The 24,799-nt window shown below is 72.1% G+C and carries 19 protein-coding genes and 1 tRNA gene; 15 read left to right on the top strand and 5 right to left on the bottom strand.

What is annotated here, in order from left to right:
* The first annotated feature begins 63 nt into the window (after positions 1-63).
* Together ACGFIM_RS36490 and ACGFIM_RS36485 are read left to right on the top strand one after the other, a co-directional pair.
* The gene (locus tag ACGFIM_RS36490; RefSeq protein ID WP_393210437.1) at positions 64-483 is read left to right on the top strand and encodes a hypothetical protein; all 420 of its coding nucleotides are present in this window, start codon (positions 64-66) and stop codon (positions 481-483) included.
* 413 nt (positions 484-896) lie between these two features.
* Positions 897-2,168 carry a hypothetical protein gene (locus ACGFIM_RS36485; RefSeq protein ID WP_393210434.1) on the top strand — a complete coding sequence of 424 codons (1,272 nt, stop codon included), beginning with the start codon at positions 897-899 and terminating at the stop codon, positions 2,166-2,168.
* A 1-nt stretch (position 2,169) separates the two neighbouring features.
* Here the strand turns inward: ACGFIM_RS36485 and ACGFIM_RS36480 are convergent, their stop codons facing one another.
* The gene (locus tag ACGFIM_RS36480) at positions 2,170-2,784 is read right to left on the bottom strand and encodes an RNA polymerase sigma factor (RefSeq protein ID WP_393210431.1); all 615 of its coding nucleotides are present in this window, start codon (positions 2,782-2,784) and stop codon (positions 2,170-2,172) included.
* A gap of 179 nt (positions 2,785-2,963) precedes the next feature.
* Here ACGFIM_RS36480 and ACGFIM_RS36475 point away from each other — a divergent pair, with 179 nt between their 5' ends.
* Genes ACGFIM_RS36475 through ACGFIM_RS36465 form a run of 3 tightly spaced genes read left to right on the top strand, consistent with a single transcriptional unit; the run spans position 2,964 to position 8,197 of the window.
* Positions 2,964-3,674 (top strand): Crp/Fnr family transcriptional regulator, encoded by a 711-nt coding sequence (locus ACGFIM_RS36475; RefSeq protein ID WP_393210429.1) that lies wholly within the window; start codon positions 2,964-2,966, stop codon positions 3,672-3,674.
* 22 nt (positions 3,675-3,696) lie between these two features.
* Complete coding sequence (locus tag ACGFIM_RS36470; RefSeq protein WP_393210426.1) at positions 3,697-4,995, top strand: oxygenase MpaB family protein; 1,299 nt, start codon at positions 3,697-3,699, stop codon at positions 4,993-4,995.
* Positions 4,979-8,197: an ATP-binding protein gene (locus tag ACGFIM_RS36465; RefSeq protein ID WP_393210423.1), complete on the top strand. Its 3,219-nt coding sequence runs from the start codon at positions 4,979-4,981 to the stop codon at positions 8,195-8,197. Before ACGFIM_RS36470 ends, ACGFIM_RS36465 begins: the two co-directional genes overlap by 17 nt.
* A gap of 203 nt (positions 8,198-8,400) precedes the next feature.
* Here the strand turns inward: ACGFIM_RS36465 and ACGFIM_RS36460 are convergent, their stop codons facing one another.
* On the bottom strand, positions 8,401-9,147 hold the full coding sequence (locus tag ACGFIM_RS36460; RefSeq protein WP_393210420.1) for an SDR family NAD(P)-dependent oxidoreductase: 747 nt from the start codon (positions 9,145-9,147) through the stop codon (positions 8,401-8,403).
* A 136-nt stretch (positions 9,148-9,283) separates the two neighbouring features.
* Here ACGFIM_RS36460 and ACGFIM_RS36455 point away from each other — a divergent pair, with 136 nt between their 5' ends.
* From ACGFIM_RS36455 to ACGFIM_RS36425, 7 genes are all read left to right on the top strand, one after another.
* Positions 9,284-10,123 (top strand): DUF4352 domain-containing protein, encoded by an 840-nt coding sequence (locus ACGFIM_RS36455; RefSeq protein WP_393210417.1) that lies wholly within the window; start codon positions 9,284-9,286, stop codon positions 10,121-10,123.
* A gap of 354 nt (positions 10,124-10,477) precedes the next feature.
* Positions 10,478-12,034: an NAD(P)-binding domain-containing protein gene (locus tag ACGFIM_RS36450; protein ID WP_393210414.1), complete on the top strand. Its 1,557-nt coding sequence runs from the start codon at positions 10,478-10,480 to the stop codon at positions 12,032-12,034.
* A gap of 161 nt (positions 12,035-12,195) precedes the next feature.
* Complete coding sequence (locus ACGFIM_RS36445) at positions 12,196-13,302, top strand: alpha-hydroxy acid oxidase (protein WP_393210412.1); 1,107 nt, start codon at positions 12,196-12,198, stop codon at positions 13,300-13,302.
* Entirely contained in the window at positions 13,296-14,852 is a 1,557-nt protein-coding gene (locus ACGFIM_RS36440) for a cytochrome P450 (protein ID WP_393210409.1), read from the top strand. Before ACGFIM_RS36445 ends, ACGFIM_RS36440 begins: the two co-directional genes overlap by 7 nt.
* On the top strand, positions 14,809-16,149 hold the full coding sequence (locus ACGFIM_RS36435; RefSeq protein WP_393210407.1) for a cation:proton antiporter: 1,341 nt from the start codon (positions 14,809-14,811) through the stop codon (positions 16,147-16,149). Before ACGFIM_RS36440 ends, ACGFIM_RS36435 begins: the two co-directional genes overlap by 44 nt.
* 93 nt (positions 16,150-16,242) lie before the next feature.
* Positions 16,243-16,932 carry a response regulator transcription factor gene (locus tag ACGFIM_RS36430; protein WP_393210404.1) on the top strand — a complete coding sequence of 230 codons (690 nt, stop codon included), beginning with the start codon at positions 16,243-16,245 and terminating at the stop codon, positions 16,930-16,932.
* The gene (locus ACGFIM_RS36425; RefSeq protein ID WP_393210401.1) at positions 16,929-18,224 is read left to right on the top strand and encodes a sensor histidine kinase; all 1,296 of its coding nucleotides are present in this window, start codon (positions 16,929-16,931) and stop codon (positions 18,222-18,224) included. Before ACGFIM_RS36430 ends, ACGFIM_RS36425 begins: the two co-directional genes overlap by 4 nt.
* Positions 18,225-18,276: 52 nt before the next feature.
* On the opposite strand, the gene aceE is transcribed toward ACGFIM_RS36425, so the two are convergent.
* On the bottom strand, positions 18,277-20,733 hold the full coding sequence (gene aceE, locus ACGFIM_RS36420; RefSeq protein ID WP_393210398.1) for a pyruvate dehydrogenase (acetyl-transferring), homodimeric type: 2,457 nt from the start codon (positions 20,731-20,733) through the stop codon (positions 18,277-18,279).
* 62 nt (positions 20,734-20,795) lie between these two features.
* Between aceE and ACGFIM_RS36415 the strand changes: the two genes are divergently transcribed.
* Both ACGFIM_RS36415 and ACGFIM_RS36410 read left to right on the top strand, forming a co-directional pair.
* Complete coding sequence (locus ACGFIM_RS36415) at positions 20,796-21,392, top strand: GntR family transcriptional regulator (RefSeq protein WP_393210757.1); 597 nt, start codon at positions 20,796-20,798, stop codon at positions 21,390-21,392.
* Positions 21,393-21,754: 362 nt separating this feature from the next.
* On the top strand, positions 21,755-22,690 hold the full coding sequence (locus tag ACGFIM_RS36410; RefSeq protein WP_393210394.1) for a DUF4231 domain-containing protein: 936 nt from the start codon (positions 21,755-21,757) through the stop codon (positions 22,688-22,690).
* 530 nt (positions 22,691-23,220) lie between these two features.
* On the opposite strand, the gene ACGFIM_RS36405 is transcribed toward ACGFIM_RS36410, so the two are convergent.
* Positions 23,221-23,295: transfer RNA gene (locus tag ACGFIM_RS36405), tRNA-Val, on the bottom strand.
* A 451-nt stretch (positions 23,296-23,746) separates the two neighbouring features.
* Between ACGFIM_RS36405 and ACGFIM_RS36400 the strand changes: the two genes are divergently transcribed.
* On the top strand, positions 23,747-24,163 hold the full coding sequence (locus ACGFIM_RS36400) for an SsgA family sporulation/cell division regulator (RefSeq protein ID WP_103958541.1): 417 nt from the start codon (positions 23,747-23,749) through the stop codon (positions 24,161-24,163).
* Between the two features lie 76 nt (positions 24,164-24,239).
* Here the strand turns inward: ACGFIM_RS36400 and ACGFIM_RS36395 are convergent, their stop codons facing one another.
* Positions 24,240-24,779 (bottom strand): DUF305 domain-containing protein, encoded by a 540-nt coding sequence (locus ACGFIM_RS36395; RefSeq protein WP_393210391.1) that lies wholly within the window; start codon positions 24,777-24,779, stop codon positions 24,240-24,242.
* Positions 24,780-24,799 lie beyond the last annotated feature (20 nt).

Below are 24,799 nucleotides of genomic sequence, written 5' to 3'. Positions count from 1 at the left end.
TCGCCGCCATGGTCGTCGCTCTGCTCCTCACACGGGGACCCGCCCCGCGGAGAGGAGCGCGTCATGGCGACCGGAGAATTCCAGGTGATGAAAGTGCCGCCAGAGCAGCTTGCCGGCACTCTGCACGGCCAGGTGGTCGATCCCGGGGCGCAACCCACGAACGTCGTCCATCGTGACGAGGGCTGGACCGTGGATGTGAGCTGGGAGGTGACCGGTGAGCTCGTCGACTGGCTGACGGGCCGCTGGCGGTTGGAGATCATCGCCGATCGGATGGGCGGTGGCGAGTCGCGGCACCCCTCGCCTCCTGTCGAGATGACGTTCACTCCGGGTTCGGGGCGATATACGGCCTCGATCCCGATGCGGGGGCAGCTCGCCCCCGGAATCTATGACCTCGTGGTCAACCTCACCACCTCCACGGCCGCCGGCACGGCGGGGGCGCTCGGCGGCTTCGTGGTGCTCAGCAAGATCACCGTCAAGGAGTGAGCGGCCCCGCCCCGGGCGGCGCGCCCGGGGCGGCCAGGACGGCAGGCCGAGGCACGGCGGCGCGGGCAGGACGCTCCGGGCCTCCCGGGCGGCAGGCCGAGGCCCCAGCGCGCGGGCAGGACACTCCAAGCCCCCGGACGGCAGGCCGAGGCCCCAGCGGCGCGGGCAGGACGATACGGGCATCCCGGACGGAGCGGGCCGCGCGCAACGAACGACGTGCCTCCTGACAAGCACGGCGGTCAGATTGCAAGTCCTCCGCAACCGGGCGCTTTTACGCTCCGCTCTGGCGGCTTCGGGGGCGAAGCGAGGGCCGCCGGCTGTCACTGACGTCCTGTATCTGACGCCGCCGGGGAACGCTCTGTACCCGATGAGCACGCCCCGGGGGCGACGGGATCGGCATAACGGGAGACTTGATGTCCGACACTCCGATGACCGCCGACGACGTGCTGCGCATCGCGGCGTACAAGGACCGGAGCGCGGCGCTCGAAGCGATGGTCATCGCCTACAGCTACCATCGCGTGGCCTGCGACCTCGCGGCGCGCCTCGGCCGCCAGGCCAACAACTGGTACTGCTACGCCGCCTGGACCTCCAAGGCCATCGGCAGGAGCCTCGACCTCGGCCCCGAATCGCCGTTCATCGAGGACTTCGGCCGTCGCCTGCGCGTGCCGCAGCGTTTCCGCCGGCTGTTCCGTGCCGCGCTGCTGACGTTGCTCGGCCCGAGCTACCAGCTCGGGCTGTCGCTGGCCAACCGGGCGATCTTCCTGGAGACGGCGAGCCTGGCGGTCAACCTGTGGAACGACACGCCCGACCGCTTCCTGCAGGTCAGCCCGGAGTCGGATCTGACGCCCCAGCCGCCCACGTTCCTCACCGACCTGCTCTCGCCCGCCGACCCGCGCTACCTGAAGGACGCGGCGCAGCTCATGGTGCAGGCGGCGCGGGCCGAGGACCCGGACGAGCGGGCCGAGCTGCTGCTGGGGGCGAACATCGCGCTGTCGGCGTACGAGCAGGCGCGCGCCCAGGCGGCGCTCGAGCTGGTGCTGTACCGCCCGGTGCGCTGGCTCACCCGGGTCTCGTGGCGCTCGCTGCGCTCGCTGATCACGCGCCGGCCGTTCCAGCGCCTGCCCCTGTACGCCGCCGCGCACGACGACCAGCCCTGGCCGACCCGCGTCCTGGAGAGCCTGTGGTCCTCGCTCTACACCCGCCACCTGTTCGCCGTGGCCACCCCGCTGAGCGACATCAAGGTCGGCAAGCCGCTGGCCCCGCCGCCCGGCGTGGACCTGGACGAGGCGTGGGCGCCCATCCAGAACGAGAAGGTGCGCAAGCTGGCCGAGGAGTTCATCACCGAGGACCGCGAGGCGTCGCTGGCGGGGGTGCGCGACTGGGTGTCCTACCGCGACAGGATGCGCTTCATCGTCAGCTACTTCCGCGTCTACCACAAGGTGGACGCCCTGTTCAGGGTGCCGTTCGACCCGGAGGTGGCGGACGGGCTGGCCGAGGAGATGCGCAAGGGGCTGGTGCCCCAGGCGATCAGCCGGATGTTCGCCGACCGTCCGGGGCTGCGTCCGCGCAGGCTCTACCGGTACCCGTCGGAGACCGACCCCGACGTGTACGAGATGGCGCACTTCGACTTCGAGCCGTTCCTGGAGGCGATCCCGCTCGGCTCACAGGGCGAACCGGGCGAATAGCTCAGTCGAGGAAGTCGCGCGTGATCTCGCGTGCCTGCAGCAGGCCGCGCAGCTTCGCGAAGCAGCGGGCTCGGGTGGGCCCGATGCTCCCGACCGGTCTGCCCAGCCTGCGCGCCACGTCCACGTAGTGGGGCTCGGAGGTTTCCGTGAGCGCTCTGAACAGCGTCCGCTGGGCCACGGGCAGCTCCTCGACCAGCTCTTCGAGGGTGCCGGCCAGCCAGATCCTGGCGAGTTCCCTGTCGACGTCGTCGGTGCTGCCCAGCGAGTCCAGGTCAGGGGTGCAGATCTCCTTGGTACGACGGGTGAGCTTGAGACATTCGCGGAAGGCGATCGTGGCGAGCCATCCCGCCATGCGCTGGCCGTCCTCGACGCTCCTGAGGTTCTGCCAGGCGAGCATCCAGGTCGTCTGGAGCACGTCCTGGGCGTCCTCGTGGCTGAGCCTGAACTTGCGGATGCGGGCCTTGAGCATGGGGCTGAACTCCGCGACCAGCCGCTCCCACGCCTCGGCGTCGCCCTCCTGGGCGGCCGCCACCAGCGCGCCCGTGTCGGACCAGCCGTCGTGGCAGGGCTCGGCGACGGTGCGGGTGCCGGGTCGTTCCATGGTGTCCACGTGCATGTCGTTCTCCCTGCCGGCCCGGACAGTAGGGGGGTCGGCTCCGGCCGGCTCACCCACCGTGCGCCGGATGATCAGGGATGGCTGTTCCGGACGTGACAGCCCGGGTGTGTCGCTGGTCACATTTCAAAGATCGCTTTCGGGATGCTGTCCGGTGGGCGTACGCGGCCTAGAGTTCTTGCATGAGCGGGCGCAGCGGCCTTTCCCACGACGCCGATCCGGTCGCCGCCGTGCTGGCGGAGATCCCGTTGTTCCAAGTGCTCGGCGAGAGCGGCATCCGCGACACCGCGCGGGCGGGCCTGAACCGCCGCTACCGGTCGGGGCAGATCATCTTCCATCAGGGCGACCCGGGAGAGTCGCTCTACGTGCTGCTGGACGGTCTGGTGAAGGTGGTGTTCACCACCGAGCACGGCGACGAGATCGTCCTCAACATGCTGGGCCGCGGCGACACGTTCGGCGAGATGGCGCTGCTGGACGACTCGCCGCGCTCGGCCTCCATCGTGACCGCGCGGCCGTCCTGGGTGTTCGCGCTGCCCAGGGCGCGGCTGCTGGAGCTCATGCGCGAGCATCCGGGGCTGGCCGACGAGTTCCTGCGGATGCTCGGCCGTATGGTGCGCAGGCTCACCGACCAGGCCGCCGACCTCGCCTTCCTCGACCTCGGCGGGCGGCTGGCCAAGCTGCTGTTGCAGCTGGCCGAGAAGCACGGCCGGTCGGGCCAGGTGGTGGACCTGCCCGGGTTGACCCAGTCCGACCTCGCCGCGCTGATCGGCGCCTCCCGCCCGGCCGTCAACCGGGCGCTGCAGTCGCTCGTGGCGCGCAACCTCATCGCCGTCGAGGGCCGGACGATCAGGCTGCTGGACGTCGCCGCCCTGCGGAGAAGGGGCGGCCTCTGACCGAATCTGGAGTACGGGGCACATGAACGATCTCGACGAGCGCTGGCCGCAGGAGCGGTTCCGGCGGCTGCGGCAGTCGGCCGATCCCGGCATCGACAAGGTGGTCGCCGAGTACATGCGGGCGCAGCCTCCGGGCCGGGACGCGCTGGAGCTGGTCAAGGAGGTGGTCGCGGAGCTGGGTGCGGCCAAGCGGGCGGCGCGCGACCCCGATGCGGAGCCACCGGCCACGAAGATCTTCGACGCGCTCGACTTCTCCAAGGAGCTGCCGGAGTGGGGGAACGACCGGGAGCTGCTGGCGCGGGGGCAGGCCGTCTTCGCCGACTACGGGCTGTATCAGTCGGCGGCGCTGTTCTTCGCCTGCCTGCCCATGGCGTACGCGGAGGTCTCCAGCGCCAAGGTGCTGGCCGGCGTGTCGAACCTCGCCTCGCACGCCCTGACCCGCAGGGTCGCCGAGACCGGGCAGATGCTGGTGGACGTGATGGGGCTGAAGGCGTCGGACAGCCTCCAGCCCGGCGGTCCCGGGCACACGACGGCGATCGGGCTGCGCATCCTCCACTCGTTCGTACGCGCCCTGGTCGACGAGCGGTACGGCGACACGTGGGACACCGAGCGGTTCGGCCCGCCGGTCAACCAGGAGCTGCTGCTCGCCACGCTCTTCGACTTCTCCGTGGTGACCTGGGAGGCCATGGAGACCATGGGCGTGGTGCTGACCCGCGAGGAGCGCGCCGCCAACCTCTACACCTGGAGCGTCTTCGGCCACCTCATGGGCATCGAGGTCTGCCGCGAAGGGCCGCTCACGCTCGACGACGTCGAGCCGGTCAGCGCGCGCCTCGGCCGCCTGCTGGAGTCCAGCGAGGAGGGCCGGCTGCTGATGTCGGTGATGCTGCGCGAGATGGAGGCGTTCATGCCGCTGGGCTGGCGCAAGATGCCGCGCAGCCTGGTCCACTGGATCTTCAGGGACGCCCCGTACGGCGCGCACCGGGTGCCCGAGCTGCTCGCCGTGCCCGCGCCCGCCTGGTGGTTCACCGCGCTGTTCGCCGTCGCGCGCGCCGCGCACCGCGCCTCGTGGCTGGCCGGGCCGCTGGACGGTGTGATTCGCTGGCTGGTACGCAAGGCAGGGCGGCACATCGTGGTCGCCATGATCGACCGCTACTCCGACGGGCAGGCGGCGTTCAGGATCCCGGATGAGCTGGCCCGCGCCTGGCGGATCAGGCAGTCGCGCGCCGCGGTGAAGGCGCGCGCGATCCGCAGGAACGTACGCACGAGGCTACGAGCGCCCGCCCGCGGGCGGAAAGGGCCGCACAGTGACAGCCCCACATGAGCCGGGCACGCTCACCACGGCGACCATCCTGTTCACCGACGTGGTGAGCTCCACCGCGCTGCGCATCAGGCTCGGCGAGGAGCGCGCCAACGTCGTCTTCCGCCGCCTGTACGAGCTGCTGCGCTCGGTCGTGACGGCGAGCGGCTCGTCGTTCACCAAGAGCCTGGGCGACGGGCTCATGGCGGTGTTCGACTCGGCCACGGCCGGGCTCGACGCGATCATCGCGGTGCAGCAGGCGGTGGCCGACGAGAACGAGCGGGCCATGGAGAAGATCTCCATCAGGGCGGCGCTGGCCGCGGGCGACGTGTGCTGGGGGCACGACGACGTGAGCGGGCTGCCCACGGTGGAGGCGGCCCGCCTGGTCGCGGTGGCGGAGGGCGGCCAGGTGCTCTGCACGGACCTGGTGCGCCGGCTGGCGCAGGGGCGCAGCAGGCACGAGTTCAAGGACCTCGGGCGGCTGCCCGGCAAGGGGCTGCGCGAGCCGCTGCACACCTACGAGCTGCACTGGCAGAGCGCCGACCACCATCTCGGCGGCGGGCTCGCGCCGTGGCTGGAGTACGGCGACGCGCTGCCGTTCGTGGGCCGCGAGCAGGAGCTGCAGGCGCTGGACGGCGAGCTGGCGGCGGCCGAGTTCGGCGGCAAGCTGGTGATCCTGGAGGGCGAGGCGGGCGTGGGCAAGACCCGGCTGGCCTCCGAGGTGGCCAGGCGGGCGCTCAAGCGGCAGTTCACGGTGCTGGCCGGGCGGTGCACCGATCCTGCGCGAAGGGCGTACGAGCCGATCGCGGGCGCCGTGGAGCGGCTGGCCCGCACCTCGCCCGCGCTGCTGCTGCGGGCCGGCATCGACCAGCAGTGCGGCCAGCTCGTACGCCTCGCGCCGTCGCTGGCCGCGCCGCCGCTGTCGCTGCAGGTGCCGCCGGCCACCGAGCCGGTCTCCGAGCGCTATCAGCTCATGGCCGCGGCCCGCACGCTGGTCGAGCGCCTGGCCACCGTGCGCCCGGTCCTGCTGATCATCGACGACCTGCAGTGGGCCACGCTGGAGTCGCTGCAGATGCTCAGCGCCCTGATGTGGGACTCCGACGCGCTGCCGCTGCTCGTGCTCGCCATGTCGCGCCCGGTGCCGGTCGACTCCGCGCCCTCGCAGACACTGGCCGAGCTGCACAAGCTCACCGCCGACGCCCGGGTGATCCCGGTGCCGGCGTTCGGGCTCGACGAGGTGAGCGACGCGCTCATCCAGGCGCGGGCGCGCGCCGACGCCGCGCGGCTGCACCACATCACCGGCGGGAACGCGTTCCTGCTCAGCGAGGTGATCAGGGAGCTGGCCGCGGGCCAGGACCTCGACGCGCTGGCCGTGCCCGACTCGGTCACCCGGATGGTGACGGCCCGCCTGGCGCAGCTCCACCCCGACGCCCGCGACCTGGTGAGCCTGCTCGCGGTGGGCGAGCGGATGGACTCGGCCGAGCTGCGCGGCGCTCTCGGCCTGGACGAGCCGCGCTTCGTCGCCGCCGTCGAGGAGGCCATGGGCACGGGCCTGGTGACCATGCTGGACAACGGGTCCTGCCAGTTCTCCCACGAGCTGACCAGGACCGCCCTCTGCAACACGCTGTCGGCCCCGCGCGCCGCGCTGCTGCACGGGCGGGTGGCCGACGCGCTGCTCGCCACCGACCCCGACGCGATGCGGACCAGGCCGTACGTGGTGGCCGCCCACCTGCTGGCCGCCGCCGAGCTGGGCCACGACCCGGCGCGGGTGAGCGCGGCGGCCGACGCGGCCGTGCACGCCGCTCAGCACGCGCTGGCCGGGCTGGCGCACCGCGAGGCGGTCACCTGGTACCAGCGTGCGCTCGGCCTGCTCGCCGACTCCGCCGGCGCCACCCGGGAGCGCCGCGCCGAGCTGCTGGTCGAGTGCGGCAGGGCCATGTGGCTGGCCGGGCACCCCGACGCCCGCCGCACCCTGCTCGACGCCGCCGACCTGGCCAGGGAGTGCGAGCGCAACGACCTCATCGTCACCGCGGCGCTCGGCGGCGACCGGGGCACCAGCATCTCGGCCGCCCCCGACATGGAGCGCATCGCGCTGCTCACCGAGGCGCGCAAGGTCGTCGACTCCACCGACGTCAGCACCAGGGCGCTGCTGGCCGCGCAGCTCGCCTCCGAGCTGATCTGGGCGCCCGACGGCGAGCGCCGCTTCGCCCTCAGCGACGAGGCGGTCGCCCTGGCCCGCAAGTCGGGCGACCCGCGCACGCTGGCCAGCGTGCTCGGCATGCGCAGCCTCACCATCATCCCCGCCGACCCGCTGCACCAGCGCCACCGCGACGGCGACGAGATGCTGGAGGCGGCCCGCCGCACCGGCGACGACCTCGCGATGTTCCACGCGTACGTGCAGCGCACCCCTCCCGTGCTCGACAGCGGCGACGTGGAACGGGCGGCGGCGCTGCTCGACCGGGCCGACGAGCTGGCGCACCGCCTGGGCCAGCCGCACCTCACCTGGCTGATCGGCTACTCCAGGGCCGGGCTGACCCTCATGCAGGGCGACCTGGCGCAGGCCGAGGCCGAAGCGGAGGCGGCGCTGCGGCTCGGCTCGCAGATCGGCCGCCGCCTTGAGGCGGTGGCCATCTTCTCCGAGCAGATCGCGGAGATCCGGCGGCTCCAGGGGCGGCTGTGGGAGCTGCGCGACCGGCTGCGCAGGGCCGGGCAGGGGCCCCGGGTCGACCCGGTGCACGCGGTGCTGCGCTACCTGTGCGAGCTGGACGACGAGGAGGCGGGGCCGCTGCTCGACCGCATACTCGCCGCCGGCGGCGAGACTCCGCCGCGCAACATGGCCCACCGGCCCGCGCTGGACAACCTCGCCGTGGCCGCCGCCCGGCTTGGCCGCGCCGAGCTGGCCGGGCGGCTGTACGACCGGCTCGCCGGCGGCGGCGAGACGTTCGGGCACGGCACGGTCGCCCACCACTGCGGGCACCACTACCTCGCGCACCTGTGCGTGGCGATGGGCGACAAGGAGCGGGCCGCCGGGCACTTCGAGGCGGCGGCCGAGGTGCACGAGCGGCGAGGGGTGCCGCTGATGCTGGCCGAGTCGCTGCTCGACTGGGCCGACCTGCTCGACACGGGTGAGGTGGACGGGCCGAAGGCGGCGGACCTGCGCGGCTGGTGCCGCACGCTGCTCGCCGGGCGGGGCGCGCTCCTGCTGGAGCGGCGGGCCCGCGCCTGACCGCCGCGGCCGGAGCTCAGGATGTCGCCGGAGCTCAGGATGTCAGGGTGTGGCCGGCGTCGACGGCCTCGCGGACGCTCCTGGCCGGCGTCTCCTCCAGCGCCTGCGCCTGGGCCTCCAGGGCGGCCGGCCCTTCGTCGTCGTCGGTGCGCGCTGATAACCCCGAAAAGCCGACAGATCACAAGATCTGCGTCAGACGGGCATCAGCGCAGGTACGAGGCTCCGTTGAGGTCGAGGACGGCCCCGCTGGCCCACTCGGCCTCGGGCGAGGCCAGGTACACCACGGCCGCGGCGATCTCCTCGGGGCGCGCCACCCGGTTGAACGGGCTCTGCGCCTTGATCTCGTCGCCGCGCGGGGGCTTGAGGTGCTCGTTGATCATGTCGGTCTCGACGAACCCGGGCGCGACCGTGGCCACCGCGATGCCGCGCGGCGCCAGGGCGATGGCCAGCGACTGGCCGAGGGCGTTCAGGCCGGCCTTGCTCGCCCCGTACGCCGGGCCTTCGGGCTCGCCGCGGAAGGCGCCGCGCGAGGAGACGTTGACGATCCTGCCGCCTTCGCCCATGTGCCGCAGCGCGCACCAGGCGACGTTGGCCGGGCCGACCAGGTTGACGCCGAGGGTGCGCCGCCAGGCGTCCTGCCACTCCTCGTACGACGTCTCGGCGATGGGATGGTGCAGGTACACGCCCGCGTTGTTGACCAGGACGTCGATCCGGCCGCCCAGCTCCTCCGCCGCCGTGTCCACCATGGTCCTGACCGCCTCGGGGTCGGCCAGGTCCGCCTGGACCACCGCGTGCCCGTCGCCCGGCAGCGCGTCGAGGAGGCTCCGCGCCGCCTCGGCGGAGCCGCGGTGGTGGATCGCGACCCGGTCGCCGCGTTCGGCGAAGGCCGCCGCGATCGCACGTCCGATGCCCCGGGACGCCCCTGTGACAAGTACTCCACGTCTGCTCATCCCCCGCACGATATTGGACGCTCGGCAGCCGCCCTCGGGCGGCCTAGGATGGACAGCGCCCCCGGAAACCGATCAAGGACAACCGGATGGCCGGGTGGATCGTCCCATCTCGTGCGTCGCCTACCAGGAGTCACCCGTGGGATACCCGCCCCCGCCGTACCATCAGCCGCCGCGCTACGGCCCGCCGCCGTACCGGCAGGCCCCGAGTTACGGCGCCCCGCCGTCCTGGCAGCCGCACCACGGGCCGTCCACGCCTGCGCGTAACGAGAACCTTCCGCTGATCGTGCTGCTCGTGGTGGGGCTTCCGCTGCTGCTCGCCGGCGGCGGCGCGTCCCTGGCGATCGTGCTGACGGAGGACGGCGGCCCGGACGCGCGCGGGTCGGCCACCATGGTCATGCCGTCCAGAGAGCCGCTGGCGGGCACGCCGGGCCCCGCCCAGAGCACCGATCCCGCCCAGGGGCTGTACGACCCCGCACAGGCGCAGCCCACGGACCCGGCAGGGCGGCCGCCCGCCTCCCAGCCGGCGTCGCAGGGCCAGGGTCAGAACCAGGGGCAGGGCACGGCGGGCCTGGGCGGCACGATCGCGCTCCAGGCCACCGATCCCGGCCTCAAGGTCACCGTCACCGTCAACCGCGTCATCGACCCCGCCACGCCCGCCGGCGACTTCCTGAAACCCGAGGCCGGCAAGAAGCTCGTCGCGGTCGAGCTCACCCTCGCCAACACCGGCCAGACCGACTACGACGACACCCCGCTGGTGAGCGCCTGGCTCATCGACCACGAGAACCACCAGTACACGCCCGGCCTCGACCGGATCCGCGAGGGCCAGGCCTTCGGCGGCTCGGTCTCGATCAGCGGCGGCGACTCGCGCAAGGGCGTCGTGGTGTTCGAGGTGCCGCAGACGGCGCGGCCCGCCAAGCTGCAGTACGCGATCAAGGGCGGCCTCGGCTCGCAGCGAGCGGAGTGGACCCTCGCCTAACCCCCGGAGCGGCCCCGCCCGGACGGGGCCACGGCGGCCGTCCCGGCCTTCACGGGCAGCCGCGGGCGGGAGGAGTCCGCGAAGGCCGCGCGGCCGGCCCCCTGAGCACGCCCCCTGACACGCCAGGGTCATGGCGCGGCGACCTCGGCCCACCGCCGCACCCCCTCGCCCGGATCCGGGACGCGCACCCGCACACGTCCACGCCGAATTCCGGACGCAGGCCCGTACGCGGCGAGCCGCGCTCGCCGAGGCGGAGGGCACGGGAGGGCCGGACGATTCTCTGAGCATTCTCTGAGAATTCCTTGCCAAAAATGTCGATCGTCCTGTCAAGCACTTTGTCTGACGGAGGCGGCAATGGCGGACAAATCCCTGGAATACCTGGTGATCGGCGCCGGCCCGGCGGGCCTGCAGATCGGTCACTTCCTGCAGCAAGCCGGCCGCGACTACCTGATCCTGGAGGCGGGGACGGAGCCCGGACAGTTCTTCCGCACGTTCCCGCGCCACCGCACGCTCATCTCGATCAACAAGAAGCACACCGGCTGGGACGATCCCGAGCTCAACCTGCGGATGGATTGGAACTCCCTGCTGTCGGACGATCCGGAGCTGCTGTTCACCCGCTACAGCGACCGCTATTTCCCGCATGCCGATGACATGGTCCGCTATCTCGGGGATTTCGCGCGGGCGTGCGGTCTGCGCATCGCGTACGGCACCCGCGTGGCCAGGGTGGAGCGCCCGGGACCGTTCGTGGTGACGGCCGAGGACGGCCGGACGTTCGAGGCCCGGCGCGTCATCGTGGCCACCGGGGTGAGCAAGCCCAACATCCCGGACATCCCGGGTGTCGAGACCGCCGACCTGTACGGCACCGCCTCCATCGACCCCGCCGACTACACCGGCCGGCGGGTGCTCATCATCGGCAAGGGCAACTCCGCGTTCGAGACCGCCGACAACCTGATGGAGACGGCCGCGGTCATCCACGTCGCCGGCCCCCGCTCGCTGCGACTGGCCTGGCGCACTCACTACGTGGGCCACCTCCGCGCGATCAACAACGGCCTGCTGGACACCTACCAGCTGAAGTCCCAGAACGCCGTGCTCGACGGGCACGTCAGGAACATCGAGCGGCGGCCGGACGGCACGTACCTGGTGACCGTCGCCTTCGTCCGGGTGAACGAGGTCACCAAGGACATCCCGTACGACAAGGTCATCGTGTGCACGGGGTTCCGCTTCGACTCCTCGATCTTCGCCGACGACTGCCGGCCCGAACCGGCGCCGAGCGGCAGGTTCCCCGAGCTGACGCCCGCGTACGAGTCGGTGAACGTGCCCGGCCTGTACTTCGCGGGCACCCTCACCCAGTCACGCGACTTCAAGCGCGGCACGAGCGGCTTCATCCACGGCTTCCGCTACGGCGCGCGGGCCCTGCACCGCGTGCTGGAGCAGCGCTACCACGGGGTGCCGTGGCCGAGCAGGGAGCTGCCCGCCGACCCGGCGGCGATGGCGGACGCGGTGATCGCCAGGATCAACCGCACGTCGGCGCTGTGGCAGCAGTTCGGCCTGCTGGCCGACGTGATCACGGTGGACGGCGGCACGGCGCGCTACTTCGAGGAGGTGCCGTACGACCTCCAGGAGGACCCGATCGGCGGGCACGGCCACTTCTCCATCACCCTGGAGTACGGCCCCGGCCACGACAAGGTGGACCCGTTCGACATCGACGTGAGCCGGCCTGGCCAGGACGACGCGGCCCGCGCCCACGAGGGCCATTACCTGCATCCCGTCGTCCGTCATCACGTCCCTGGCGAGCCCGTCGCCGTGCACCACGTGACGGAGAACCTGGAGAACGAGTGGGACTCCCCCGAGGTGCACGTCGAGCCGCTGCGGGCCTTCTTCGCCCGGTGCACGGCCGCGGTCCCGGCGTGATGCGCGCGACGATGGCCGCCCCCGTCGACGGCCGGGCTTCCGTCCCGCGCCCGGAGCCCGCCGCACCCCAGGAAGCCGCCCCGCAGACCACCGGCCCGCACGGCCCGCACGCGCCGCACGGCCCGTCGGAGCGCGTACCTGCCGCCGAGGCGCGTGGCCCCATGAGCGGCCGGCGACTGTGCGACGTCGAAGCAGCCGCGCGTGAGCGGCTCGCCCCCGCGCACTACGACTATTTCGCCGGCGGCGCGGGCGAGGAGATCACGCTGCGCGCCAACGTGGCCGCCTTCGACCGGCTCGCGCTGGTGCCGAGGGTCCTGCGCGGCGCGGGCCGCCCGGAGACCGCGGTCACCCTGCTGGGCTGCCGCGCGTCGATGCCAGTGCTCATCGCTCCGACGGCGTTCCACCGCCTCGCCGACCCGCAGGGCGAACGGGCCACGGCGCGGGCGGCCGCCGCCGCGGAGACCATCATGATCGTCAGCATGGCCGCCACGGTCGCCGTCGAGGACGTGGCCGCCGCCGCGCCGGGTGCGACGCTGTGGTTCCAGCTCTACGTGCAGCCCGACCTGGCCTTCACCGAGCGCATCGTGCGCCGCGCCGAGTCGGCGGGCTGCCGGGCGCTGGTGGTCACGGCCGACTCGCCGGTCATGGGCGTGCGCCGGCGCGACATCCGCAACGGCTTCCTCGACCTGCCCGCCCACCTGCACTGCGAGAACCTGCGCGACGGTCCGGGCGGCCCGGTGCGGCCGATCGCGATGTGGCCGGAGCTGTCGTGGGAGCACCTGCACGTGCTGCGCGGCATGACCGACCTGCCGATCGTGGTCAAGGGCGTCACGCATCCGGCGGACGCCCGGCTCGCGGTCGAGCACGGCGCGGCCGCGATCATGGTGTCCAACCACGGCGGCCGCCAGCTCGACGGCGTGCCCGCGGCGATCGACCTGCTGCCGGACATCGTTGCCGAGGTCGCGCGCACGACCGGGAGCTCGGCCGGAGGCGCGGGCGGAGGCGCCGACAGGGCCGCGGTGCCCGTGCTGATGGACGGCGGCGTGCGGCGCGGCACCGACGTGGTCAAGGCGCTGGCGCTGGGGGCCGCCGCCGTCGCGGTCGGCAGGCCGGTGCTGTGGGGCCTGGCCGCGGGCGGCGAGGCGGGCGTGGCCGACGTGCTCGGCCTGCTCAGGGCGGAGGTCGAGCAGGCCATGACGCTGTGCGGCTGCGCCGGAGCCGGCGACCTGACCCCCGACATGGTGCGGAGGGTGGTGCCGCCATGCTGAGCGTGCCCCTGCTGACAGCGCCCGTGCTGATGGGGCCCCCGCTGCTGGCGCCCCCGCTGATGGTGCCCAAGCCGGCCGTCGCCGTGCCGATCGCCGTCGCGCTCGCGGTGGTGGCCGTCCTGGTGAGCCTGCCGTACTGGCTGCCGCGCCGGGTGGTGGCGCTGCGGGAGCGGGTGTTCGCGAAGATCAACGGCGACGAGGGCATCCCGGTGCCGGGCGACCTGGTCGGCGTGGACCGCTTCCGCGAGCTGTACTCCCATCCGGCCGCGAACGGCCGCAGCAAGGGCGCGGCCCTGTCCGACCTGTTCTGGTACTGGCTGTCCCCCGGCCCTGAGATGCACCAGGAGCACCTGGAGCCGGGCGAGCGGTACGACGCCGTGGCCCGCACCACCCGTGCGCTGCTCGCGGTGCCCAAGGCCGAGGCGGAGGAGCTGGCCCGCCGCTGCGCGGCCCGCCGCCTGGAGGGCGTGCGCGGGATGGTCAGGCTGCGGGATCTGATGATGCCGCTGTGGGCGGAGTTCGCGTACGAGCTGGTCTTCGCCGAGCCCTGCCCGCGCGAGGCCCGCGACCTGATCGCGGCCAACGCGAACGACGTCGTCACCTCGCTGAAGTGCACGGGCCTGCGGCACATGGACCGCCGCGACCGCCTGACCCGCTACCTGCTGCCCCGCCTGGACAAGGTCAGGGTGCCGCTGCCCGACGGGCTGACGCCGCTCGAGCAGGCGTACTACCTGCAGGGCGCGTTCTTCAACACCGCCGTCGTGCAGCTCTCCGAGGGCATGGCGCACCTGCTGCTCGTCCTCGCCCAGCATCCGGAGGAGCAGGAGCGCGCCCGTACGTCCGATGACCGCCACTTCGACCGGGTGATCAACGAGACGCTGCGGATGTATCCGCTGTTCGGCATCGCCCACCGGATCACCAGCGGGGACATCGCGCTGGACGAGCACACCACGATCCCGGCCGGCTCGGTGCTCTGCTTCAACTATCCGGAGTTCCACCGGGCGGGGTTCGCCGATCCCGGCCGCTTCGACCCCGGCCGGTTCGACCGGCCCGCCAAGGAGCTCAACCACATCCCCTTCGGCGTCGCGGCCAACCGCCCCTGCCCGGCCTGGCGGCTGGCGCCGATCGTCATGCGCGTGGTGGCGCGGGAGGTCCTGGACCGCTACGTGCTGGACTCGTCCGTCTCCCACACCAGGTCCCTGCCCAGCCGGGGGCCCTGCCTGCTCACGCCGCTCGGCGCCCCGCACCGGCCCGGCCTCGCGCTCGCCTACATGCGGGCGCGCGATCGCTGGGAGGACGTCTGGCGCAGCCTCGTGCAGCTCGTGCTCGGCACGTACATGGTCTGGGACGCCCACCGGCTGCGGCTGTGCGAGCGCCACTTCGCCGGGTCCGCCGGCCGCGACCCGGCCGAGGGGCAGGCCCGCACCACCGCGGAAGACCCCGAACGCACCACCGACGCACCGCAAGCTCCTGACGCTTCCGACGCCTTCGATGCGGAGAACCGGTATGCACACCATGGTCGTCACCCTGGCTCACGCCGCACCCGCTGACCCCAACCTCTCCCTGGTGCTCAAGGTGCTGCCCGCGCTCGTCGTGATCCTCGTCACGGCGGCGATCTGCGGGCGGCTGGCCCAGCTCGTGATGCAGCCGCGCGTGCTCGGCGAGATGGTCGCCGGCGTGCTGCTCGGCCCCACGCTGTTCGGCTGGCTGTTCCCCGAGGCGCAGGCGGCCCTCTTCCCGCCCGACGTCCGGCCGGTCCTGTACGTGCTGAGCACCATCGGCCTGACCCTCTACATGTTCCTGGTCGGGGCCGGCCTCGACCACAGCGCCGGCACGCCCGGCGAGGCCCGCAAGGCGTCGGTGCTCGCCGCGTCGGGCGTCCTGCCGTCGCTGCTGCTCGGCGCGGGCGCCGGTCTCGTCCTGTACGACCTGCTGTCCCGTCCCGAGGTGCCGCCGCTGCAGTTCGCCCTGTTCGTCGGGGGCGCGCTGTCGCTGACCGCCTTCCCCATGCTGGCGCGGATCCTGTACGAGCGCGGCCTGGAGAACTCGCCGCTCGGCCGGCTCTCCCTGCTCGGCGCCTCCATCGACGACGCGCTCGCCTGGTGCCTGCTGGCGGTGCTGACGGCCATGCATCTGGGCGACGGCGTGACGGGCGCGCTGCCCACGGTCGCGCTGACCGCGGGGTTCGCGATCCTGATGCTGAAGGTGGTGGCCCCGCTGCTGCGCCCGCTGGGCGAGAGCGTCGCGCGCACCGGGCGGCTCGGCCCGACCGGCATGTACGTGGTCGTCCTCGTCCCGCTGGCGGCCGGCTGGATCACGGACTGGATCGGCGTCTACTCCGTCTTCGGCGGCTTCTTCGCGGGCCTGGCCATGCCCAGGAACGCCGCCTTCCGCCAGGTGCTGCACGGCCGCATGATGGACGTCGTCTCGACGCTGCTGCTGCCGGTCTTCTTCACGTTCTCCGGGCTGAACACGCAGCTCGGCGGCATCGCCGGCGGCTCGATGGTGCTGGCGTTCCTGCTGATCCTGGCGGCCGGGTTCGCCGGCAAGTACTTCGGGTGCTCGCTGGCGATGCGGGGGCTCGGGTTCTCGTGGCGGGAGTCGTACGCGGTGGGCGGGCTGATGAACGCCCGCGGCCTGATGATCCTCATCTTCATCAACATCGGGCTCGCCCAGCAGATGATCACCACGGAGCTGTTCTCGATGCTGGTGCTCGTGGCCGTGCTCACCACCGCGGGCGCGATGCCGCTGTACAAGCTCGCACTGCCCGAACGCCTGGAGCTCGGCACCAGGAAGGCCGGCGCGCCCGCGCCGCAGCCCGTGGAGTTGCAGTCCAATTCCTCATGATCGCCCAGGTCAGCCGCTGTTGACACGTCTTCTGGAAAGCCGGAGAGCGAAGTGGACCTGGTTTTTCCGCCACAGTGGTGTAACCGTGGTGCCGTGGCTGGGACTACAGGCACGGCCGGCTCGCCCTCCCGCCGGCTGCTGCTCGTCGAGGACGACCGCGAGTTGGGGCAGATGCTGGTCGACCTGTTCACCGATCAGGGCTACACGGTCGATCTGGCGCTGGAAGGGCAGCGGGGGCTGCATCTGGGGCTGAGCCGCCCGTACGACGTGCTCATCGTCGACCGCGGGCTGCCCTCGATGGACGGGATCGACCTGCTGCGCCGGCTGCGGCGGCAGGCGATCACCACCCCGGTGCTGCTGCTGACGGCGTTCGGCTCGGTCTCCGACCGGGTCACCGGGCTCGACGCCGGCGCGGAGGACTACCTGGTCAAACCATTCGACATCGACGAGCTGCTGGCCAGGGTGCGGGCGCTGCACCGCCGCAACCTCGACATGGCCACGCTGCTGCCGCTGGGCGACGGCTGGCTGGACGCCGAGTCGCACGTCGTCCGGCTGCCCAGCGGCGAGCAGGTGACGCTGTCGGGGCAGGAGTGCCGGCTGCTCAGCGCGCTGGCCGCGCGCCCGCGGCAGGTGCACACCCGCGCAGCGCTGCGCCAGCAGGTCTTCGACGGGGCGAAGAAGGAGTCGATCGTGGACACCTACGTGTACTACCTGCGCAGCAAGCTGGGACAAGGTGTGGTGAGCACCGTACGGGGCGTGGGCTACCGCCTGGGCTCGCTGTGAGCGTGATCGCGCCGCTGCGCCGCCCGGCCGATCCCGGCAGGCCGCCGGGCCCCGGCCCCGATCCGGACCGCCGCCTGCTGGCCCGCGCCAGGCGGCGCATCACCTTCCAGGTGGCGGGCGCGTTCTCGGTGGTGCTCGCGCTGGTCGGCGTGCTGGTGTGGTGCGCGATGGTGCACAGCCAGGGCACCGCCGCCGTCCGCGACCTGACCGCCACCGCCGCCCGCTCGCCGGTCGCGTACCCGCCGCCCTGCGTGTGGCTGTACGAGCTGCGCGCCGACGGGACGATCGCCGCCTCGCCCGGGGCGCCCGCGGAGCTGCCCGTGCGCAGCTCGCTCAACCACGTCGCGGGCGGCGGACAGAGCGAGGAGACCCTCGAGGTCACGGTGGCCGGGCAGGAGTACATCGTGCACACCCGCCGCCGCGGCGACACCGTCGTGCAGGCCGCGCTCGACCTGCGCTACCAGGTGTCGGAGCGGCAGCGGCTGCTGCGGACGCTGATCGGGGCCGAGGTGGCCGGGCTGCTGGCCGCCCTGGTCGTCGGCCACGTGGTGTCCCGGCGGGCCATCGCGCCGCTGGGCGAGGCGCTGGCCAGGCAGCGGCGCTTCGCCGCCGACGTCAGCCACGAGCTGCGCACCCCGCTGACCCGGCTGAACACCCGCGCCCAGCTCCTGTCGCGGCGGCTGCGCGGCGGCACCGACCCGATCCTGCTCATCGACGAGGTCGATCACCTGGTGACCGGCACCAGGCAGCTCGGCGAGGTGGTGGAGGACCTGCTGCGCTCGGCGCAGTTCCAGCAGCTGCGGCGGCCGTTCGGGCCGGTGGACCTCGAAGTGCTGGCCGCCGAGGTGGTGGCGGCGGAGAGCCCCAGGGCCGCCGCCCGCGGGGTGGAGCTGCAGGTCCGCTGCGACGGTCCGGGCGACCACGTCGTACGCGGGGTCGAGTCGGCCCTGCGCCGGGTCGTCTCGGCGCTGCTGGACAACGCGCTCGGCCACACCGGGCCCGGCGGGCACATCCGGGTGCGGCTGTCCGGCGCGCCCGGCGTCGTGCTGCTCACCGTCGAGGACGACGGGGTGGGCCTGGATCCCGGGGACGCCGAGCGGCTGTTCGGCCGGTTCGAGGGGACCGGGTTCGGGCTGGGACTCGCGCTGGTGCGCGAGGTGGTCGAGGGCCACCACGGCACGATCACCGCGGACGGGCGGCCCGGCGAGGGCGCGACCTTCACCGTACGCCTGCCCGCCCACGAGCCGGGCCCCGCCGTCGAGCCCCGCCCGGAGCCCGCGGGAAAGCCCTGAGAGCGCCGGAGAGCCGGGCGGGACGCCCCGCCCGGCTCTTTCGGAACAGCGATCAGGAGGCGTTGTCCTGGACGGCCTTGAGCACGGCGTCCGCGATCGAGCGCGGGTCGACGCCGAAGTGCTCGCGCACGGACTCGCGGGTGCCCGACAGGCCGAAGCCGTCGGTGCCGAGCGAGGTCCACGGCTGGCGTACCCAGGGGGCGATCTGGTCGGGCACCGCCCGCATCCAGTCGCTGACCGCGATCACCGGGCCCTTGGCCCCGGCGAGCGCCTCCTGGACGTACGGCACGCCCGTCGCCGTCATCGCGTCCCTGCGCAGCTCGCTCCACGAGGTGACGGACCAGACGTCGACGCCGATGCCGTACTCCTCGCGCAGCAGGTCCTGCGCCGCCAGCGCCCAGTGGATCGCGGTGCCGCTGGCCAGCAGGTGGGCCTGTCCGCCGCCCTCGCGGAAGCGGTACATGCCCTTGATGATGCCCTCCTCGACGCCCTCCGGCATGGCGGGCTGCGGCTTGGGCTCGTTGTAGACGGTCAGGTAGTAGAACACGTCCTCGCCCTGCTCGCCGTACATGCGCCGGAGACCCTCGCGGACGATCACGCCGATCTCGTACGCGAACGCCGGGTCGTAGGCCAGGCAGGCCGGGTTGGCCGAGGCGAGCAGCTGGGAGTGGCCGTCGGCGTGCTGCAGGCCCTCGCCCGTCATGGTGGTGCGGCCCGCCGTCGCGCCGATGAGGAAGCCCCGGCCGAGCTGGTCGGCCAGCGCCCACATCTGGTCGCCGGTCCGCTGCCAGCCGAACATCGAGTAGAAGATGTAGAACGGGATCATCGGCTCGCCGTGGGTGGCGTAGCTGGTGGCCGCGGCGGTGAACGACGCCATCGAGCCGGCCTCGGTGATGCCCTCCAGGAGGATCTGGCCCTCCGTGGACTCGGTGTAGGCGAGCAGCAGGTCGCGGTCCACCGCGTCGTAGCGCTGGCCGAGCGGCGAGTAGATCTTCGCCGAGGGGAAGAGCGACTCCATGCCGAACGTACGCGCCTCGTCGGGCACGATCGGCACCCAGCGGCGGCCCGTCTCCGGCTCCCGCATCAGGTCCTTCAGCAGCCGCACGAGCGCCATCGTGGTCGCGACCGGCTGCTGCGAGCCCTTGGCCAGCTTGGCGAAGTTGCGGTCGGCGGGGACGGGCAGCGGGTGGTACGACACCTTCCTCGACGGCACCGGGCCGCCCAGCGCGCGGCGCCGCTCGAGCACGTACTGGACCTCGGGCGAGTCGGGGCCGGGGTGCGCGTAGGGAGGCAGCTCGCCGGAGAGCGCCTCGTCGCTGATCGGCAGGCCCAGGCGGTCGCGCAGGGCGCGGAACTCGTCCTGGGAGAGCTTCTTCATCTGGTGGTTGGCGTTGCGCGCCTCGACGCCGGCGCCGAGCGTCCAGCCCTTGACCGTCTGGACCAGGATCACCGTCGGGACGCCCTTGCGGTCGAGCGCGGCGCGGTAGGCGGCGTACACCTTGCGCGGCTCGTGACCCGCCCGCGAGCCGCCCACGATGCGGCGCAGCTCCTCGTCGGAGACCGGCACCTTGAGGCCGTGGAACAGCTTCTCGCGGATGTACTCGCCGGAGGAGGCGGCGAACGTCTGGAACTGCCCGTCGGGCACCTCGGCGAGCCGCGCCACCAGCTCGTCGTCCTGCAGCAGCAGGTCCCAGTCGCGGCCCCACAGCGCCTTGACGACGTTCCAGCCGGCGCCGCGGAAGACGCCCTCCAGCTCCTGCACGATGCGGGTGTTGCTGCGTACGGGGCCGTCGAGCCGCTGCAGGTTGCAGTTGATCACGAAGGTGAGGTTGTCGAGCCCCTCGCGCGCGGCCAGCGTCAGCGCGGCCGTGGACTCCGGCTCGTCCATCTCACCGTCGCCGAGGAACGCCCATACGTGGGAGGCCGACGTGTCCTTGATGCCACGGTTGTGCAGATAGCGGTTGAACCGAGCCTGATAGACCGCGTTGAGCGGCCCCAGGCCCATCGACACGGTGGGGAACTGCCAGAACCCCGGCATCGCCCGCGGGTGCGGGTAGGACGGCAGGCCGCCCTCGGGCTCGCGCCGGAACAGGTCGAGCTGCTGCTCGCTGAGCCGGCCCTCCAGGAAGGCGCGGGCGTAGATGCCCGGCGAGGCGTGACCCTGGAAGTACACCTGGTCGTGCTCGCCGTGGAAGAAGTGGTTGAAACCGACCTCGTAGAGCCAGGCGGCAGAGGCGTACGTGGACAGGTGGCCGCCGAGTCCCAGCTTGCTGCCCCTGGTGATCATCGCGGCGGCGTTCCAGCGGTCGTAGGCCGCGATGCGCTCTTCCAGCTCCAGATCGCCCGGGTACTCGGGCTCGTCCTCGGTCGGCACCGTGTTGACGTAGCGGCTGCTCGTGGCCAGCCGCCGCAGCAGGAACTCGGCCCGGTCGGGGCCGGCCTCCCGGCGGACGGCTTCCAGCGACTCAAGCCATTCCGCCGTCTCTTGGGGGTCCCAGTCTGTCTCCATACATCCATCCTATGATCGATCATCCGATGTGCGAAGGCGGCTAGGATCGTGGCGTGAAACCGGTGGTGAGGGTCCCGTTGCGCGAACAGATCCGCACCTCGATCGTTGAGGGGCTGATCAACGGCCGATGGGCGCCCGGCGATCGCATCGTCGAGCGCCGGCTGGCTGCTGAGCTCGGCGTGAGCCAGGCCCCGGTACGCGAGGCGCTCCGCGAGCTGGAGACACTGCGGCTGATCGAAACCTCCCCTAACAAGGGCGCGCAGGTGCGCGGCTTCACCGAGGCCGACCTGCGGGAGGTCTACCAGGTGAGAGCCGGCCTGGAGGAGACGGCCGTCCGTCTCGGCCGCCCCTCCCCCGACGCGCTCCGAGACAACCTACGCCACCTGCGCCGTGCAATCGCCACCGGCTCCCGTGATGACCAGGTCCGCCACGGCGTGGCCTTCCACCGCGAGATCGTCGCGGCGGCGGGAAACGAGGTCCTGCTGTCGGTGTGGGAGTCGCTGGGGGTCGAGGTCTGGACCCACCTGTCGATCCGGCTGCTGGGGCTGCGGCCGTACGACAACGCGCGCGACCACGAGCCGCTCGTCGAGGCGATCGAACGCGACGACCCCGCCCTGCCCGCCCTTCTCCGCGACCACGTCCTCGCCTACGTCCCCTGACGAGGCGCTTTCCCGATTTCGCGTTCCGCCGACCATCCGCGCGCGGTTTCCGCGGAGAAAAGAACGCCGAGAATTCGGCCTCCGGCACGATACAAGACCGCATCTCCTCACCATGCCGCGGAAACTCGCCGCGCTGGGAAACCGGCCACGCCACGGAAACTCAGCACGCCGCGGAAACTCAGCACGCCGCGGGAACTCAGCACGCCGCGGGAACAAAGAAGATCACCACCTGTGCCGGCGCCATCGCTGCGATTAATGTGGCTCTCGGTGGCACACTTCGACAGGCGAGTGCGAGCGAACCGGCGACGTTCCGCCGGACGCGGGCGAACTCGCCCGGCCCAACGTCGCCCAGGAGAAGCATCGTGGCCCTCGAACAACGTGACGGCGCCGAGGTCATGGCCCTGCCGGACGCTTCGCTCCCGGGTTTGTTCCAGGCCGCCGACCGGGCTTCGCTCGACGGCCAGCGCCGCTTTCTGACGGCGTCGCGCATCCGTCTCGGACTCGTGCTCGTCGCGGCGATCGGAGGCGCGGTGACCCTCCGGGCGGGCGCTTCCGCCTTCGACCTGGCCGCCGCCGCCACGGCCGTCGCCCTCGTGGGCACCGCCCTGGTCGAGACCTGGCTGCTCACCGAGAAACCGGACCGCACCTGGTACGACGGGCGCGCTCTGGCCGAATCCGCCAAAACGACGGCCTGGCGATATGCCGTGGGAGCCGCCCCTTTCGGTAAGGACGGCGAGGAAAGCCGGACGGACTCCCGGTACATCGAGCAACTGGCGAACCTGCTGCACGACGCGCCGCACACCGGAATAGCGCCGAGCGCCGCCCCCGCCATCAGCCCGGAGATGCGCGAGCTGCGCGGCTCGGATTTAGCGCGCCGCAAGAAGGTCTACATCGAAGAACGCATCATCGGCCAGCAATCGTGGTACGCCCGCAAAGCGGAGTGGAATCGTAAACGCGGCCTCGCGTGGAGCATCGCCCTGGTCGTCGTCGAAATCCTCGGTGTGCTCACCGCGATGCTCCGCGCGTTCGGCGTCATCTCGATCGACCTGGCCGGGGTCATCGCCGCGATGATCGGCATCGGCGTCGCCTGGCTCGCGATCAAGCAGCACGACACGCTCGGCCGCGCGTACGCGCTGGCGGCCAACGAACTCTCCATCATCCGCGCCCGCCTGGAGGCGGTGCGCACGGAAGAGGCGTGGGCCGCCGAAGCCCGGGACGCCGAAGAGGCGATCAGCCGCGAGCACACGATGTGGCGCGCCTCCCGCTCCACCCTCCTCGGCCCTCACCCGCCCGGCTGAGACGAGGTCACGATCGGAGGCGCGGGATGCCGGGGATGGGATGGCCGAGTGTCCGATCATCGCTGCGGTCGTCCTGGCCGCAGCGCTGATCGTGTGGCTTCGCCCGCGCACCCAGACCGGATGCGCCTGCGCGGGCACCACCTCGCCCAGCGCCCCACGAGCCCCTTACCCGGGCACCCCTCCCATCGGGAGGGCCGCAGGCGTCGCGGATCCGCACGAGGCGATCAGCCTCGCCGCCGCACTGAAGCGCTCGCCCCTCGCGGCACCTCAGCGCCTCATGCCTCTTCTTCTTCGCGCAATGAGCCGATTCGCGCGATGGGCCGAGACTCACCGCAGGGGACGGAACCGAGGAAGCTTGAGCGCCACGCTGGGACCGAGGCTGAAGATCACCGAGGGAAGGGGCCGCCTTACTCGCCAAGACCCCGCCAGGGAGCCGGAGCGCGGTGACTCCCCCACCGGCCCCGACAACCCCCGGATACGAGGAACGGGGCCCCGGATCAGCTCCGAAACCCCGTCTACCTGCGTCTTTGTGGTGGGCGATACTGGGATCGAACCAGTGACCTCTTCGGTGTGAACGAAGCGCTCTCCCGCTGAGCTAATCGCCCGCCCTGCCGGCCCCTCGCGGTCCCGACGGGGAAAACCATACCGCACTCCGGCACCTACAGCGAACCGATAGCCCGCCAGAGGGGCCGAGCCAGAGGGATTCGGGTGAAACGCGGCGGTTGCCCACCGGCGGGGCGGGCGTGTGGCATACCATCGTCCTGTCCGGGAAGCATCGGCCACGATCTCGGGAGAGGATCTTGGTCCTGGAACGTTCATGGACGGTGCGTCCGGGGCAGGCTCCACAGCACGCAAAACCCTTGTAAATACGACCCGATTGATGCCGTTTAGCCTGGTAGATGCCTAAATGTCCAGCTGTGATGTGCGTTACAGAAGGCCCCTGAGGCGGAATCTTTCCTACGGGTTTCTTCGTTCCGCGTCATAGCTCAGGACGAAGTCCGTCAGAGCAGTGAAAGCCCCGAAGAGGGGACCTACGACGAAAAGGTTTGGCTGACGATGAACAGCACCACCGTCTCCGCCGAGCTTGGCCTTCGGCTTGTGGTCCCCGACCGTACGACCGTCCCCCTGCTCGCCGGGCTGAGCTATACAGCCGACGACCCGTACGCCATCCGCATGGCCTTCCACGTAGGGAACGACGAACCGGTCGAGTGGATCTTCGCCCGCGAGTTGCTGACCGTGGGCATCGTGCGGCGTGTCGGCGACGGCGACGTGCAGGTGTGGCCGGCGCGCGCCGACGGTGAGCGCACCCTGCACATCAGCCTGACCTCCCCCTTCGGGCAGGCGCTGTTCGAGGTGCCGCTGGCCCCGCTCACGGAGTTCCTGCACCGTACGTACGAGAAGGTTCCGGCCGGGCGGGAGACCGACTACATGGACCTGGACGCCGAGCTGACCAACATGCTCTGGCCGTCCTGACCCCCCGCATCCTGAAAGACCGAAGGCGTCCGGCGTTCTCCCCCGAGAGCGCCGGACGTGCTCATGCACGGGGTCCTTACGCCGGCAGCGACTCCAGCAGGCGGCGCATCCGCGCGATCTCGATGCTCTGGCCCGAGTAGACGTCCCTGGCCATCATCCGCATGCGCTGGTCGCGGCCGTCGGCGAGCTGTTCGCCCGCCATCTTGACCGCGCCCTCGTGGTGCCGGGTCATGAGCTGCAGGAACATGCGATCGAAGGCGCCGCCTCTGGCCGCCCGCAGCGCGTTGAGCTGCTCCTGGGTGGCCATCCCGTACGCGCTCTCCTGCGCGTGGTCGTGACCGGCGGGGGCCTGGCGGCCGAGCCCGGCGAGCCATGCCGTCATGGCCTTGATCTCCGGCGTCTGCGCGGCGGTGATCTGGCGGGCCAGCGCGCGGATGCTCTCGGTCGTCGTACGCTCCTCGACGAGCGCGGTCATCTCCAGCGCCTGCCGGTGATGCGGGATCATGTTCTCGGCGAAGCGCACGTCGGCGGCGACGACTTCGGACGGCGTGCGCCCCACCCGCTCGCCCGGCCGGGCGGTACGCGCGGGCTCCCCCGGGCGGCCGGGCACGATCACCGGCGCCTCCGTGCCCACGG

Origin of the sequence: Nonomuraea sp. NPDC049309, from assembly GCF_043196965.1 — a bacterium.
GTDB lineage: Bacteria > Actinomycetota > Actinomycetes > Streptosporangiales > Streptosporangiaceae > Nonomuraea > Nonomuraea fastidiosa.
The sequence above is the reverse complement of the archived record's forward strand: the minus strand, read 5'-3'. Positions and strand labels throughout refer to the sequence as shown.